This is a genomic window from Shewanella sp. BJSY2023SW007 (genome assembly GCF_047314525.1).
Taxonomy (GTDB): domain Bacteria; phylum Pseudomonadota; class Gammaproteobacteria; order Enterobacterales; family Shewanellaceae; genus Shewanella; species Shewanella chilikensis.
In genome coordinates, this window is the sequence record NZ_JBKORL010000064.1 from 1 (window position 1) to 15589 (window position 15589).

The following is a 15589-nucleotide window of genomic DNA, read 5'->3' on the forward strand; positions in this document are numbered from 1 at the left end:
TAAGGAAGGTGCGAATAAGTCCGAGATGTGAGATCATCGTGTTGTAACCTGAACCCAGAATGAGTAACCGGATGAGCCAGCAACTGACTTTTGCCGACAGTGAGTTTTCCAGTAAACGCCGCCAGACCCGCAAAGAAGTTTTCCTTGGCAGAATGGATGACTTGCTTCCCTGGGACAAATTACTTGGCGTTATCGAGCCTGTGTATCCCAAGGCCGGTAATGGTCGCAGGCCCTATCCGCTGGAAACCATGCTGCGTATTCACTGCATGCAGCAATGGTACAACCTGAGCGATGAGGCCATGGAAGATGCCCTCTATGAAATCGCCTCCATGCGCCAATTTGCTCGCCTGTCACTGGATAAAGCCATTCCAGACCGCACTACCATCATGAATTTCCGGCATTTGCTGGAGCAGCATGAACTGGCCCGCAAAATCTTCAGTACCGTTAATCACTGGCTAGCAGAGTGTGGCGTTCTAATGACCCAGGGCACCTTGGTGGATGCCACCATCATTCAAGCCCCCAGCTCTACCAAAAACAAACACAACAGCCGTGATGAAGACATGCACCAGACCAAGAAAGGTAACCAGTGGTACTTCGGCATGAAAGCGCACATTGGCGTGGACGCCAAAAGTGGCCTGACCCACAGTCTGGTGACCACGGCGGCTAACGAGCACGACCTCAATCAGGTTGGCAAGTTACTGCATGGCGATGAAGAGTTTATCTCAGCCGATGCTGGTTATCAGGGGGCCGAAAAGCGCGATGAGCTCAGCGATGTCAGCGCAGACTGGCTTATCGCCAAGCGTCCCGGCAAAGTGAATGCATTGAAGCAACACCCGCGCAAGAACAAGCTGGCCATCCGTTACGAATACCTGAAAGCGAGTATCCGAGCGAAGGTTGAGCATCCATTTCGGATAGTAAAATGTCAGTTTGGTTTCGTCAAAGCCAGGTACAAAGGGCTGGCTAAAAATGACAGTCAACTGGCGATGTTATTCACCCTGGCGAACCTGGTTCGAGTTGACCAATTGATACGGGCACAGGCGAGATCTACCTGAAATGAGGAAATTGGCCTGAAACAGGGCCAAAATCAGCCACGAAGAGACGATTTTGGGCTGAAAATTGGAAAATTGAGCCACAGGACGTCGATAAAGGACGGTTTGGGGCGTCATATCGGGAGCTGCGGACCACTTAATCGCAGCTTCCCTAAACCGAATGGTCAGTTTGCAATGAAAAATGTAGATCACGCTCAACGCCTTCACATTGTGCCTATCAGCGTGAATCCCTTCTACAGTCCAGCAGGAAAAATTCTTATAGTGGATGATTTAGTTTCTTCTGGTACTAGTCTCAAATCAGCATATAACTCTTTGAAAAATAAAGATCCAAATTTGGAAGTTGAATGCCTAACTCTACTTGGGCCGGTCACTTAAACAAATTTGACACAGTGGTAGGCTTATGTATAATTCAGTTAGACCGTAAATGTGCTCTATGGTCTCTAAAGAAGATATAGACGAAAGTTTATGAGCCCGAGCGTGCACCGTCAAGCGAGGTCAAACCATAAGGGTTAAGTATCGCTAAGTTAGGCATCGGCTAACAACATTAAGATAAAAATACAAAACGCCCAGATTTTACTCTGGGCGTTTTGTATCCAAATCACGAGCTATCTATACGTTCATGTGATTAACTAGTTTTAGAGTTTCAATAAAGCTGGTTACTGAGAGCCCGGGGAAGTTAAGGACATATTGACTGCACACCATATGCGCTAAATAAGTGATCCTAACCGTCATTCCGCACCTAATTTTCGATTTAAAAAACTTGACGGCGATCGGTCATTCTGATCTATTACTACTTTTTGCAGGTAGATCATTATGACTACTCCAGCTATCGCTATTCGTAACCTCGACCACCTTGGTTTGGTCGCTGCACTTTGCCAAGAACTCGGCATTGCTCGCATGATTGATGCGGTGCTACCCAAAACGCCGCCCTACAAAGTCTCACATGGTGAAGCGTTGGTGGCGATGATACTGAACGGTCTTGGCTTTCATAGTTCGACCTTGCACATGTTCCCGCAATTCTTTGCCAACAAGCCTGTAGAACGCCTGATTGGCCCGGGGATCTGTGCCGATGACCTCAATGATGATGTGCTCGGCCGCTGCCTTGATGCCCTCTTTGAGGCCGATGTCAGCACGCTTTATCAGGTGATGGCGGAGCAGGTCGTCGAACGATTGGGGCTCAAAAGTACTGCAGTACACCTCGATATCACCAGCTTCCACGTCGATGGCGCCTATGACCAAGCCGATGGCGAGCAGCTCGGTAAGTTGCAATTGGTACGGGGCTATAGCCGCGACCATCGGCCAGAGCTAAACCAGGTTATCCTGGAGCTTATCTGTGAAAATCAGGCCGGCCTGCCCATCTACATGCAAGCCTTGAGTGGTAATAGTAATGATACCAAGGCCTTTGCCCAGACGGTACGGCGCCACTTGAGCAGTCTCAAGGCCACGCAGGAGAGTCGTTATCTGGTCGGCGATGCGGCGCTGTATTGCGCCGACACCTTGCAACTACTGGCACAACAGCAACAGTTGTTCGTGACTCGTGTGCCTGTCACCCTCAATGAAGCCAAGCGAGCCGTGGCAACCATTGGCACCCAGTCGCTGGTTGCGCTGGGCAATGGCTATCATGGCTGTTGGCAAAGCGCCAATTATGCCGACGTCGCGCAGCGTTGGTTGCTGGTGCGCAGCGAACAGGCCAGCCACCGTGAGCAGCAAACATTAGCCAAAAACCTACTGAAAGACAGCACGCGTGAACTGAAAGCCTTCAACAAATTATGTACCCAGCGTTTTGCCTGCGAGACCGATGCGCAGGCTGAATTAGCCCGTTTTGCTGTCAGCTTAAATCTGCTGCAACTAGAAGCAGAAGTCGTGAGTGAACCTATCTATGCAGGGCGCGGAAGGCCGCAAAAGGGTGAAATGCCGGTGAGCTACCAATTTCACATCAAGGGGTTAGCCGCAAGTAGCTTGGCGCGGGTGGCTGAGGCGCGCAACCAGACAGGGGTGTTCATCCTCGCGACCAATGATCACAGTGAAACGCTCACCATGGCTGAGCTGTTGGCTACCTATAAAGCCCAGCAGAATGTCGAGCGTGGTTTTAGGTTTCTGAAAAGTCCCGAATTTTTAACCTCCTCGTTATATCTTAAAAAACCGGAACGTATCGAAGCGTTGCTGATGGTGATGACCTGTAGCCTGATGATTTATGCGGCGCTGGAGCACCGGATCCGGCAGGGCTTAGTAGAGCAGAACCGGAGTGTGGCGGACATGAAAAAGAAACCCACGCAAAAACCGACTGCGCGGTGGATTTTTTTACGCTTTGGCGGGGTGCACGAGTACCAGTTGGGAGAGGCGCCACCTCAAGTCACAGGACTCACAGTGGACCAGCAGATCATTCTCGACGTGTTAGGCGAACGGTATCGGCAAATTTATTCCTAAATCAGGTGCGGAAAGTCGGATCCTAATTGTGCTCCACTTTCATGAGACCATGCCCGCCACCAGGGAATGGTGAAGCATGGTCCATAAAGTACTTAACCCGCTCCATCAACTTCCAGATGTTTTTGCACTGATGGTTTCGGGTAACGGTTTCATGTAGTGCGTGCCACAACTGCTCTATTTTGTTGACCCAAGGTGAGTAAACCGGCTGAAACAACAAGATAAACTTTGGGTTTTGCTTGAGCCAAGCTTGAGTCTTTTTACTCTTGTGGATGATGTAGTTATCGATAATGAGCGTAATCGTTTTGGCTCGTCTGTACTGTCTTTTGAGCAATTTCATTGAAAGAAATAGCATAGAATCTTTGCTGGAACTGGCGACATAACTGACTTTCCCCGTTCCTGTGTGTAGCGCTCCTGCCAAGTATCGTTTGCTATTCTGTCCCGGCGTTGTCACTCGTTTTTGATGGCCTTTATGCATCCATTCTGCGCCGATTTTTGGATTGAGATGGATATCAACTTCATCTTCATAAAATACGGGATGGTTTATATTGCAACGCTTCAAAGCTGCCTTAATTTCCGCAAGCTTCTCATCTTTATGAGGATCTTTGATATGCAAGGTGGGAGCGGCTCTACGCCAAACAACGCCAAGTTTAGGCAACCACCGCCGAATCGTTGAGGGATGAACCTGCAGCGAAAATAAGCGGTTAACCTCAAGAGCTATTAATTCAGTACTCCAGCGGGAACGTTGGTATCCAAGCTCTTGGGGGGACAATTGAAGCAGTAGTTTGATTACACTCGTTATTTGTTGGAAAGGAAGCACACAGGAACGGCCTCTGGTTGAAGACTCCAGCCCCTCAATGCCACATTCAGTGTACCAATTGACCCATCTGTTGATTGAAGAACGCGCCGCAGCTATCAAGCCCGATACTTCAGTAACAGTACGTCCAGATGCCAACAAGAGAATGGCATTCAGGCGACGGCACTCGTCTTTATCTCTGGTTTTATGCATCTTTTTTTGTATTCGACGTCTTTCAGAGCGGGTTGGTAATGTTAGAATCATGATCTCGGCTCGGTTTGTGTGAGTTGGTTGGTTTGGCGATTTGATCAGATCGCTTGAATCGAGCCGAGTTCCTTCTATTTTCGAAACTCAGTGATCTACATTTAGGAACTAATGAAATGGACACCTCCCCACAAAGACTTCAGTGAGCCATGCTGTAAGTGCAAACCAACAGCAATATGAAGAGGTGTCCCATGGAACAAATTATCGGAATTGATCTGGCAAAGCGAGTTTTTCAGGTGAATATCGTATCTGCGCAGGGTGAGAAGAAAGCGAATAAAATGATCACCCGTGAAAAATTGACGGCGTTTATTGTTCAGCAGCCTCCGTCCCGTATTGTGATGGAAGCGTGCGGCAGTGCAAATTACTGGTCACGCCAGTTCAGACAATACGGACATGAAGTTAAACAAATCAGTCCACAGTATGTTGCCCCCTTCAGAATGGGCAGTAAAAATGACAAAAATGATGCAGCTGCAATTGTCGAAGCTGACAGTCGCCCGGGTATGCGCTATGTGCCGGAGAAGTCTATTGAACAGCAGGATATTCAGTGTCTGCACCGGGTTCGCCAGCGGCTGATGAAAAACAAAACCGCGCTGATTAACCAGATACGGGGGCTAGGCCTGGAATACGGTATCGCCATACCGGAAGGGGCTCATAAAATTATGGCCCACCTGCCTGAGCACCTGGAGGATGCAGAAAATGAGCTCACCACGCTCAGCCGGGAGCTGTTCCATGAGATGTTGCAGGAACTTCAGGACAATCAGCAGCGGATTAAAACTCTGGATCTGCGCCTTGCGCTTATCAGCCAGCAAAATGAGGATACCCTCAGACTGAAAAGCATACCTGGTATCGGGCCATTAGGGGCTTCAGCCTTGACGGTAGCTCTGGGCGACAGTGCTGATTTTCAGAATGGCCGGCATTTTGCCAGCTATCTGGGGCTGGTTCCGAAGGAGCACAGCAGTGGTGGTAAAGTCAGACTACTCGGGATAACAAAACGCGGAGATGGTTATCTGCGAGGACTGCTTATTCATGGCGCCCGCTCAGTGGTTTACCGGGTCATCAACCTTCCGGAAGAACGATGTGGAGGTCTCCAGCGGTGGCTGAAAGGTATTATTGCCCGAAGTGGCGTAAACAAAGCTGTAGTGGCGCTGGCTAACAAAAATGCCCGAATAGCGTGGGCGCTAATAAACCAAAAAACAGAGTATATCGTTAAGTAACTAACTGATTTTAATAAGTCCAAAGAGTTGATGTGCTGACAGGTAGAACCGACTCTCTGTGAACCTGACAAATAGCTGGGCTGCTAAAAGCCATGGCACTAATGAGGACAGAGAGTACGGATGTTCATCAGGGCTCACGAAGCCGGATATATGTGTGTGGCTACTTTGTCAGAAAGAGACCTGCCGGTGCTTGCATCGGAGAGGTGTCCATATAAGCTATTTAGATCTCAGTACCACTATATTTAGCATTTACTAATCAAGAAAACGTCTACAGCTTTGGCAATCTCCCCCTGATCCAGTGACATAATCTAGGGCTGCGATTGCTCATGTCCCTATCTGAACTAGCCGCAGCACTATTTCACTGACTGCTCTTATGGTGGGCGGTTAAAAAGTGTACAGCGCTATACATCCCCAAAGCCAAACATATCACCTTGGCTATCTTCATCGCCTGCTGCATCTTGTTGTTTAAGCTTTGTTTCTAACTTATTTTTTGATTGCTGTACCAGATCCATTTGGGGGGAGGCGTATTCGATATCAGTGACACTTTGAAAAGGAGCTGTATTATCTCGGTTGTTATAAAAACCCAGCTTTAGCTCACCTTGAGCATTCACAAGTACCGCGATTTTCATGTGGTCAGCACTGGTAATATCTTTGATCTTCACCTTGCTCAGCTGGCTTAGATTGATACTGTATAACATGGGCTTGTCACATTCGATATGCTTAGTTCGGATAAAACGGTTACTACCTGTTTCTTCAACTAAACTAGCAAGCATGACATAGTCTTCATTGACATAGAGTAGGGCCTGATTGGCTTTTTTTAACGGCGTAATTGACAAGTATTTTTCGAGATCTTCCTTAAAATCATAAATGTTGATGGTCATTTTCGCCTCTGTGCGATATGAGGTTGCTTTTTTTAATCGATATTCGCGTAACGATGCCAGTGAGCTTGAGCTCACGAAGTTGTCGTTACTAAATATCGCACGCTCATCATCAAGGTAATACAGGATCTGTTCTGCATCAGTGTTGTGGCAGATCCTATCTAGTTGTAGCATGCTTTGTTTGTTGAGCAATATCCCATCGGTTACTTGCATATTCTCAGGCAGTGCACTGATTTGAATGTTATTGTCACGCTCAATGCGGACTTTTTGTTGTTCTTTATTGAGCTCAAACACGTCGAAAGGTCGATGCGCATCAGCTACCTCAAGGATCATCCTGGCGGAATTTGTGGGTAAAGCTTGATAAGCTAGATTTTTATGTTGTTCAAGAAAGGTGAGATGTTTCTCTATTGGTGGTTTAGCTTGAATATATAGAAGTGATACTTGTGCCATGAGACCGTTGATCAAAGGTAACTTTGGCTGTTTACCGTATTCAACTTCAAGGTTCATTGGCGGGTGGTCTTCGGTGTTTTTTAGCTCAGCCAGCCACCAAGTCTTAAAACTACTGGCACATAATGACCATTGACCCTTTTTGAGCACCCAGTCGCTGTTAAGGGGTAACTTAACTAGCATGGGGAAGTCGCTCGGGCCACCGATCAAATAGCCTTCCTCTCGGCTTTCTATCACAACCGTGACATACGCAATAGGATCTTTATGGCTGATCGCATCGACGAGGTAGCTTATGCCTTTTTTACTGTCAGCATGAAATTCAAGTTTTGCCATGATGGTTTCCTTTTAAACGTCGATAGTTAATCAATCTGCAAAATACTGGGCGAGTGGACGCTGAAATATTGCTGCGGATAAGGGAGTGTGCAGTGTGATGTTAAGGCTGGTGTCACCAGTCGGTATCACGTTATGCAACACGGTGTCTTGTTTGCGAGCAAAACAGCTTTTAACTAATGCGAGCTTATGACTATTAAGACTTTTCCGGTTGTGGATTAAAGTCAGTGTCGCAGCGAAATATTTAAGTGGGCCGTGATGGCATAAAGTCTCAAATGCTTTAAGCGTGCGTTGGTTACAAGGGCAGTTAAATACAATATCTAGCTGGCGTGGTTCGGTGCGCCTTGCCGCGTTTTCACTCGTGAGCGCTTCAACGAACGTTGCTCCGCCAAGATGATTAATCGCTGTACGCTGCTTTTTATTAACAACCAACCCCTGATGTCGTCCTAAGTCTTGCCACGCTTGGCTAAGGGCCTTCATCGTAAGCTCACCAGTTGTTAGCATGCGCAAAGCCTGTGCATTCATAAGTTGAAATGTTTGATCGCTATACCATTGCTTCGGTGTGTGAGTTGTCCATTGCTTCAACCACTCATCGTCACTCCAATGCTGCTTATGACGAGACACAGGTAGATTGGGAACGATCCTTTGCAGTAGTTGCGCCTCGCTGAAGCAGGGTTGATAAGACTTTTTGTCTTGTTCGGACAATGCTGCATAGTCCGGGCTGAGCTCCGCAAGCACTCTGGATACATCATTAGAGCCTGCAGGCATATCCAACAGATAGCGCAACTCGTCGCGGCTATAGTGACGTTTGTGGGGTTTAAACAGTGGAATGATCCGTTCAAGCCCGTGCAAATAATGGCGACGTGTGGTTGCATAGTGTGCATGACCGAATTGAGCGCTGATCACATCAAGAAGCAAGCTGTCGTTGACCTGGCTAAAATCGCGGCCCTCGAGCCAAAATTGAAAGCGTGCCAAGCAACTCGTTTTAGTCAGCATGGTTTGCATCGCTTTGTCATCAAGTATTGAAGCCAAATGGTTATCTTCCCGTTCATATGCCAAATGCAACCCTTGCAGGTAAGTAAGTTCAACACCTGAGTGACGTAAATGATGAAAGCGTACTTGTTGTCCGAACAACCCTTTGAGTACTTGAGTCACGGGGTATAAATAGTGATTTGCGCGTGAAGTGATAGACTCACCGCATAATGCCAAAAGCGGTTGGGCATTATCACTCTCTGCATGCACCTTTAGCACAATACGTATAAGTTTTGCCGCAACTTCGGGCATGACGACATATAAGTGCCGTGTTTTCCGGTCTTTTGTTTCCCCCTCTATCGTCCCGGTGATCGTCAGCTGAAAATGGTTTGCCTGATTGACGACTTGACGAATATCCCCCACTCGAAGACGTAATACCTCTCCTCGGCGTAAGGCGCCGTAAAATCCGAGTAACGCGGCGACACTGGCAAACAGTCTTTGCAAAGGATGACCATTGCTAGATGACAGTAAATAGTCGACAACGTGATGTACCTGCGAGACGCTGAGTCTGAAAGCGTCAATTCGTGCGGGTAAACTTGGCTTTTCAAATTGACTCAAATCGAGATGATCGGTTAAAGGCTGCTGTGCCACACTGCGTAAAAATTGGTAGAAATGCCACTGCTGAGAATCTTTGGTCTCAAGTGTTTCAAAAGCTTGCTGTGCCCAAAGCGCTAATTTTTCCGGCTCACAGGCTGTCTCATAGGAGAGCGGAGCAAGGTTTTTATAGAAGTTGCTGTAACGATCGACGGTATTAACCGGTAGGTTGTCACGTTTAACCCCGCCTTCGATGAACAACGACTCACAAAAGTGAAACAGCAGTTTGGGCAGGATGTTATCTTGACGCCAACAGGGCTCCGCTGGCACTACGTCAGATCTGTTGTTTTTACTGCGGTAATACTTGATTAACGCTTTGTGCGGCCAATAAGTTTTGCCAGATTTTGATTGACTAGCATCCTGGTTTTCTTGCGTATGGAATACGATCGGTTGATAGAGTGTTTTTTTGATTGCGAGTGGCAGCTTGGGGCTGCAATGTTGAGGTAACGTGGCGACATGCCGTTGCGGATCGGAAATATCGCGCAGCAACTCGACTGGTACTTGATACTGGTGGTGCCACAGTGATTGAAATGTGCGCTGCCATTTCGCCGCTGAGCGTGCAGCGAGATAATAAGGCTGTGCTGATAATGCATGATTTAACGCTTGTAACAGTGCATTCGTCGTTGGCCCTTGGGTTTGCTGCTGCATATATTGGTGTAATAGTCGATAAGCAAACAGCGACAGTGGCAAGCGAGTAAAACTTGGCTGAGTGTTGTTAGCAAAGGCGGCGATAGGTGTTGGGTGCGGTACCTTAAGGGTATATTGACCTTCGAAAAACTCAATCGGCTCAGCACTACTGAGAACCGCTTGCCAGTAGCTTAATGGCAGCGGCGCGACTTCGATATAGAGCACGGTAAGTAACCAAGCAAGGTCATTTTTAAGTTCGTTTTTGGGGTCAACGATAAAGTGTTGGCGAAGTTGTTGGTAGCTTCGTAGTAACTTGCCGGCATCGTCGTTGAACACTTGTATTTCGCGGTTCCATTTGAGTGCACTATCTTGACAACGTGACTCTTGCTTTGATGGCAGGGTCCAATCACAGACATCAAAAAGATATTGTAAGACTTGATCTCGTGCTTGCTTAAGTCGACGTTGTCGCCCTGTGGGAATGTTGCTTATCGCATGATTAATTTGCTTGAGACTTTCTTCACTGAGTTGGCGTTGGCTTGAGTGTTGCTCAAGTTGTAGACATACCCATTTGATATCAGTGCGAGCTGCTATCGTTAGTCCCAGATCGTCAAGATAGCGTTGTAGCGTGTTGTGATCGAGCATATCAGTACTCCTCCGTGACTGGTGCTAGCTGTAAGAAATCACTAATGCCGTTAAGGTGTTTAGTGAGTTTTCTTTGCGACGCTGGGAAATGCATGTCACTGCCAAGGTGCTCACCAAAAGAGGAATGGCCCATCAGTTGATCTACATCTTGAGTCGATAACACGGGATCGAGCGCCGCTCTCGCATGCTGAGCAAAAAAGTGGCGTAGCTGGTAAGGCACCACATGATCGTTTGGGAAGCATTCAGACCAGTGTTGCATCATAAATTGACGTAGTGATTTTGCGTTGAGCGACAGCGGCTCCCCCTGTTCATTGATTTGAAACCATAGTAGTTCAGAGGGGATATACTTTGGGAAAAGTTGATTAACTTGATGTTTGAGTTGTTCAAAACGCTTGATTGCTTGCTGCAGATAGTGTGGTAATGTCACACTTCGCCAGCGCCCTTTGTCTCTAACAATAGCGTGTTGAAAGTTAAAGCAATAAGTTTGTTCAAGCGTAATAGCATGAGTCGGACGAACGCCGGTTAATACGATGAACAATAATGCGAGTTCATTTGCACGAAAATTAACTAACTCGCACAAGGTTGTTGCGCTGAACTGTTCGTGACTCAGTTGCAACCCGTGTTGATGTAAATGCCGGAAAAACTGCCGCAGATGGTCCACATCTAGCATACGCTGTGAGCCAATTTCGAGCGCTGAGAGTTTGACATAAGTTTTAGTTGCTTTAGTCAGATCGAGATGGAATGCCGGAATTCGACCAGCTACTTGTAAATGCTCCGGCAGTGGATCATTTTTATGTAATAGTGAACGCTCATTTGCAGTGACCGGAAGCGGTACATTGAGCATCGGTTCGAGTTCGGGAGTCATCAGAACTTGACGCAATCTATCGAGATACCGGGTTTGTGCGTGAAAGATCTCATAACGCAATTGATCGCTGTCTTGAGCTTGATAAGCACTGGCAGAGTGATGATGTAATCCTTCTTCACCGAGTAATGCTCGTTTACTGAGTGTCGATAGCCCACTATCAAGATTTGCTGACGTTTTGAAGTAGCCAAAAAGTCCATCACGACGTATGCGGTATCGGCCTAATAACGAGGTTGGTGTACGCCATTTTGTCGTTAACCAATCAATGAAAGCCACTTTTTCTTGGATAGACAGTTCCCAATGCTCGGTAGACTGGGTTAATGCATGGCTAAAGTAGGCATTGAGTCCATTGGGCAAGGGTTGCCATTGCCACTTCAAGCCCTCATGAGTGTCGTGCGCCAATGCATATTCGACCCAGGAAATATTATTCATACGGACTCGTCGCAGTGCATTGGCTTGGCACGGTTCACTGCCCGTGAGGATGGCTATTGTGGGGATATCTGCAGTAGTTCGGCAATCAACAAGCTCGCCTTTTAGCCAGAGATAAACAAAATAAAACAGGTGTCGATCGTACGAGTTAATCTTTTTGCTAATGCTCTGTTTTACGTGCGACTTTAATCGCGACAAAGCAGTAAGTAGTGTTAACGCTACGCTCATAGCCTCTGGGTATACACCGCCGCTATTACGGTGTCGCGCTTTACGTTTGATGGCACTTAATTTACTCATGCTTGTCCTCAACTTTACTGTTAGCTAACTTGCTGTTGTCAAAACGGATTGCCGTTGGTGATACCCCTGCGAATAATGCTAATAGGTTTTTTTTAGGGAGCGATTGAGTGGTTAGCTTAGGGCTGGATTTAGCCGCAGAGAGCCGGGCGGCAAGCGTTTTTAGCGTTGAAGATTGATAGTTATATTGTAGAGCTGGGAACTTGAGCATTAATGTCAGAATAATCTGCTCAATATTATCTGCTGAATCGTGATGCTCACAGAGTCTGATTTTTTGTTTTTGAACAAAGGGATGTTGTCGAAGTCTTGCAAACAGTGGGTCAGGCATTAAAAGCAGATAGCGCTCTGGAGCCGTAGGTATGACATGAAGAGTGATTGTCTGCAGTAAGAGCTGTATTTCGTCCTGCTGAAAATGTTCAAACACAATGGGGTTGAATTCTAGGGTTATCTCTTCGCTGAGCAAATGAGCAACTAGCGGGTGATACTCGAGGGTAAAACTGCAAATCAAACGTTGTGTTGTTTTCATATCTAGAGCCTAAAAATTACTGATTGCCCTCGATTGTATATTTAGAAAATTTTGGAATTTTGATTTTCAATGTACATTTTGAGCATTGAAAATATTTTTTCTGAGTTAGTAGGATTGGTGGAAAACATGGGGGTTGTATGATGAAAAGTCAGTGATTTTGATAGATAATCACCCGAAATGACAGAAAGGAGATTCGAGCGATAGGGCGGTGAGTAGTCACTAAGTGCTCGCCGGTTATAAATCTGTACTTTTTTTGGAAGGCTTATGGCCGGAAAGCTCTGTTTCTTGTATGCCTTTTCAAGCTAATGAGCATTAAAGCCTAAAAACAACAAATCATTAAAACCTATAAACTAATCGACATCAAAACCTATAAATGATATAACACTAAAACCTAGAGGTGAATGTAATAACTGGTAAGTATCATAAGTAATGGTTAGAGCGAGCATGAATGACATATCACAAAAACTAGCAGATTCGCTTGAGCAATTACAGCAGCTTCAAGAGTCAGGGGCTGTTGCTATCCAGTCAAAACGACTCGGTCGAGTGCATCGAGAACGGCTCTTAAAGCATGGGTTTATTCGTGAAGTTATTCGGGGTTGGTACATACCGGCGATGCCTGATGAAAAGCCTGGCGACAGTACATCTTGGTATACTTCTTTCTGGGATTTTTGCGGTGCATATTTATCGGAACGTTTCGATAAATCCTGGTGTCTCTCACCTGAGCAATCACTTAGTCTGCATATCGGTGATAGAACCGTACCTCAGCAATTGCTCGTGCGCTCGCCCAAAGGCAATAATAAGCCCACCGCCTTCCTACACAATACCTCGATTTTTGATGTCAGGTTGAAGATGCCCGCCGCAGAACACATTGAAAATCTGGAAGGGCTCAATGTATACAGCTTAGCGGCAGCACTTGTTTATTCTTCGGTGAATCAGTTTCAAAATGCCCCCATCCAAATGCGTACTGCCTTATCGATGGTGACAGATGCATCCGACGTATTGTCCGTTTTACTCGCCGGTAATCACAGTGTGATTGCCGGCCGATTAGTGGGGGCTTTTAGAAATATTGGCCGAGATTTGATTGCTGACAATATATTAAAGGGCATGCAAGCGGTCGATTTGAAAGTGCAAGAAGAAGACCCTTTCGCCGAGAAAGTACAGATTAGCTTTGGCCGTCGTGATGTCTCGCCCTATGTTAATCGCATGCGGTTAATGTGGGCGCAAATGCGTGAAAGTGTTATCGCGAATTTCCCTGAACAAATACAACAAAGCGTCGATATCGAAACCTACATGGCCGAAGTGGAAGACAAATACGTCACAGATGCCTACCACTCACTGTCCATTGAAGGCTATCGGGTAACTCGCGAATTGATTGAACTGGTTCGCTCTGGTAACTGGCAAGCTGAAGGTTCAGATGAGAGTAAAAAGCATTTAGATGCTATGGCAGCCAAAGGCTACTGGGATGCGTTTCAGGAAGTTAAAAAAGCGGTTCTATCGGTGTTAGAAGGTAATAATCCTGGCGATGTTTTGGAACAGACGCACAGCGATTGGTATCTCGCCTTATTTGGCCCAAGTGTGGCCGCCGGTATTATTAAACAATCGGACTTGGCCGGTTACAGAACAGGGCCTGTCTATATTCGCCAGTCTATGCATACCCCACCTAATAGGGACGCGGTTCGCGACATGATGCCGACACTCTTCGACTTGCTCGCAGAAGAAGAAAATGCAGCAGCCAGAGTGGTGCTGGGTCACTTCATTTTCGTCTACATCCACCCATACTTTGATGGTAACGGCAGAATGGGAAGATTCATCATGAATTTAATGATGGCCTCAGGCGGTTACCCTTGGACAGTCGTACCCGTCGAACGACGAGATGAATATATGCAAGCATTGGAAGCAGCCAGTGTCAAACAGGATATTGTCCCTTTTACACAGTTCTTGGCATCGCTACTTTAACAAAGGGCTGACGGCATATTACTAAGGAAGGTGCGAATAAGTCCGAGATGTGAGATCATCGTGTTGTAACCTGAACCCAGAATGAGTAACCGGATGAGCCAGCAACTGACTTTTGCCGACAGTGAGTTTTCCAGTAAACGCCGCCAGACCCGCAAAGAAGTTTTCCTTGGCAGAATGGATGACTTGCTTCCCTGGGACAAATTACTTGGCGTTATCGAGCCTGTGTATCCCAAGGCCGGTAATGGTCGCAGGCCCTATCCGCTGGAAACCATGCTGCGTATTCACTGCATGCAGCAATGGTACAACCTGAGCGATGAGGCCATGGAAGATGCCCTCTATGAAATCGCCTCCATGCGCCAATTTGCTCGCCTGTCACTGGATAAAGCCATTCCAGACCGCACTACCATCATGAATTTCCGGCATTTGCTGGAGCAGCATGAACTGGCCCGCAAAATCTTCAGTACCGTTAATCACTGGCTAGCAGAGTGTGGCGTTCTAATGACCCAGGGCACCTTGGTGGATGCCACCATCATTCAAGCCCCCAGCTCTACCAAAAACAAACACAACAGCCGTGATGAAGACATGCACCAGACCAAGAAAGGTAACCAGTGGTACTTCGGCATGAAAGCGCACATTGGCGTGGACGCCAAAAGTGGCCTGACCCACAGTCTGGTGACCACGGCGGCTAACGAGCACGACCTCAATCAGGTTGGCAAGTTACTGCATGGCGATGAAGAGTTTATCTCAGCCGATGCTGGTTATCAGGGGGCCGAAAAGCGCGATGAGCTCAGCGATGTCAGCGCAGACTGGCTTATCGCCAAGCGTCCCGGCAAAGTGAATGCATTGAAGCAACACCCGCGCAAGAACAAGCTGGCCATCCGTTACGAATACCTGAAAGCGAGTATCCGAGCGAAGGTTGAGCATCCATTTCGGATAGTAAAATGTCAGTTTGGTTTCGTCAAAGCCAGGTACAAAGGGCTGGCTAAAAATGACAGTCAACTGGCGATGTTATTCACCCTGGCGAACCTGGTTCGAGTTGACCAATTGATACGGGCACAGGCGAGATCTACCTGAAATGAGGAAATTGGCCTGAAACAGGGCCAAAATCAGCCACGAAGAGACGATTTTGGGCTGAAAATTGGAAAATTGAGCCACAGGACGTCGATAAAGGACGGTTTGGGGCGTCATATCGGGAGCTGCGGACCACTTAATCGCAGCTTCCCTA

At 47.0% G+C, this 15589-nt stretch carries 11 protein-coding genes; 6 read left to right on the forward strand and 5 right to left on the reverse strand.

The genetic code is table 11. The annotated features are described in order from the left end of the window. Positions 1-71 precede the first annotated feature (71 nt). The 3 genes from ACMHXE_RS09650 (at position 72) to ACMHXE_RS09660 (ending at position 3476) form a co-directional block, all read left to right on the forward strand. Complete coding sequence (locus ACMHXE_RS09650; protein ID WP_000082736.1) at positions 72-1052, forward strand: IS5-like element ISEc68 family transposase; 981 nt, start codon at positions 72-74, stop codon at positions 1050-1052. Between the two features lie 171 nt (positions 1053-1223). Continuing rightward, a complete protein-coding gene (locus tag ACMHXE_RS09655; RefSeq protein WP_222943409.1) occupies positions 1224-1424 on the forward strand; it encodes a phosphoribosyltransferase family protein in 201 nt (66 codons plus the stop codon). Between the two features lie 438 nt (positions 1425-1862). Continuing rightward, a complete protein-coding gene (locus tag ACMHXE_RS09660; RefSeq protein WP_413732105.1) occupies positions 1863-3476 on the forward strand; it encodes an IS1634-like element ISShes12 family transposase in 1614 nt (537 codons plus the stop codon). A gap of 22 nt (positions 3477-3498) precedes the next feature. Here ACMHXE_RS09660 and ACMHXE_RS09665 read toward each other — a convergent pair whose 3' ends face one another. Then, entirely contained in the window at positions 3499-4533 is a 1035-nt protein-coding gene (locus ACMHXE_RS09665) for an IS630 family transposase (RefSeq protein WP_413732107.1), read from the reverse strand. 191 nt (positions 4534-4724) lie between these two features. On the opposite strand from ACMHXE_RS09665, the gene ACMHXE_RS09670 reads away from it, so the two are divergent. Continuing rightward, entirely contained in the window at positions 4725-5747 is a 1023-nt protein-coding gene (locus ACMHXE_RS09670; protein ID WP_115389538.1) for an IS110 family transposase, read from the forward strand. Between the two features lie 401 nt (positions 5748-6148). Here the strand turns inward: ACMHXE_RS09670 and ACMHXE_RS09675 are convergent, their stop codons facing one another. Genes ACMHXE_RS09675 through ACMHXE_RS09690 form a run of 4 tightly spaced genes read right to left on the reverse strand, consistent with a single transcriptional unit; the run spans position 6149 to position 12408 of the window. Continuing rightward, entirely contained in the window at positions 6149-7405 is a 1257-nt protein-coding gene (locus ACMHXE_RS09675; protein ID WP_413732109.1) for a hypothetical protein, read from the reverse strand. 30 nt (positions 7406-7435) lie between these two features. Further along, positions 7436-10297: a hypothetical protein gene (locus tag ACMHXE_RS09680; RefSeq protein WP_413732111.1), complete on the reverse strand. Its 2862-nt coding sequence runs from the start codon at positions 10295-10297 to the stop codon at positions 7436-7438. Position 10298: 1 nt separating this feature from the next. Further along, positions 10299-11885, reverse strand: a complete 1587-nt coding sequence (locus tag ACMHXE_RS09685; RefSeq protein WP_413732113.1) for a hypothetical protein — start codon at positions 11883-11885, stop codon at positions 10299-10301. After that, complete coding sequence (locus tag ACMHXE_RS09690) at positions 11878-12408, reverse strand: hypothetical protein (RefSeq protein WP_144167578.1); 531 nt, start codon at positions 12406-12408, stop codon at positions 11878-11880. The genes ACMHXE_RS09685 and ACMHXE_RS09690 overlap by 8 nt, the downstream gene beginning before the upstream one ends. Positions 12409-12852: 444 nt before the next feature. Here ACMHXE_RS09690 and ACMHXE_RS09695 point away from each other — a divergent pair, with 444 nt between their 5' ends. Then, entirely contained in the window at positions 12853-14364 is a 1512-nt protein-coding gene (locus ACMHXE_RS09695) for a Fic family protein (RefSeq protein WP_107006252.1), read from the forward strand. Positions 14365-14457: 93 nt separating this feature from the next. Further along, positions 14458-15438: an IS5-like element ISEc68 family transposase gene (locus ACMHXE_RS09700; protein ID WP_000082736.1), complete on the forward strand. Its 981-nt coding sequence runs from the start codon at positions 14458-14460 to the stop codon at positions 15436-15438. Positions 15439-15589: the final 151 nt, after the last annotated feature.

Coding starts and splice junctions, on each gene's coding strand:
- ACMHXE_RS09650 (WP_000082736.1), top strand. CDS start 72: ATGAGCCAGCAACTGACTTTTGCCGACAGTGAGTTTTCCAGTAAACGC.
- ACMHXE_RS09655 (WP_222943409.1), top strand. CDS start 1,224: ATGAAAAATGTAGATCACGCTCAACGCCTTCACATTGTGCCTATCAGC.
- ACMHXE_RS09660 (WP_413732105.1), top strand. CDS start 1,863: ATGACTACTCCAGCTATCGCTATTCGTAACCTCGACCACCTTGGTTTG.
- ACMHXE_RS09665 (WP_413732107.1), bottom strand. CDS start 4,533: ATGATTCTAACATTACCAACCCGCTCTGAAAGACGTCGAATACAAAAA.
- ACMHXE_RS09670 (WP_115389538.1), top strand. CDS start 4,725: ATGGAACAAATTATCGGAATTGATCTGGCAAAGCGAGTTTTTCAGGTG.
- ACMHXE_RS09675 (WP_413732109.1), bottom strand. CDS start 7,405: ATGGCAAAACTTGAATTTCATGCTGACAGTAAAAAAGGCATAAGCTAC.
- ACMHXE_RS09680 (WP_413732111.1), bottom strand. CDS start 10,297: ATGCTCGATCACAACACGCTACAACGCTATCTTGACGATCTGGGACTA.
- ACMHXE_RS09685 (WP_413732113.1), bottom strand. CDS start 11,885: ATGAGTAAATTAAGTGCCATCAAACGTAAAGCGCGACACCGTAATAGC.
- ACMHXE_RS09690 (WP_144167578.1), bottom strand. CDS start 12,408: ATGAAAACAACACAACGTTTGATTTGCAGTTTTACCCTCGAGTATCAC.
- ACMHXE_RS09695 (WP_107006252.1), top strand. CDS start 12,853: ATGAATGACATATCACAAAAACTAGCAGATTCGCTTGAGCAATTACAG.
- ACMHXE_RS09700 (WP_000082736.1), top strand. CDS start 14,458: ATGAGCCAGCAACTGACTTTTGCCGACAGTGAGTTTTCCAGTAAACGC.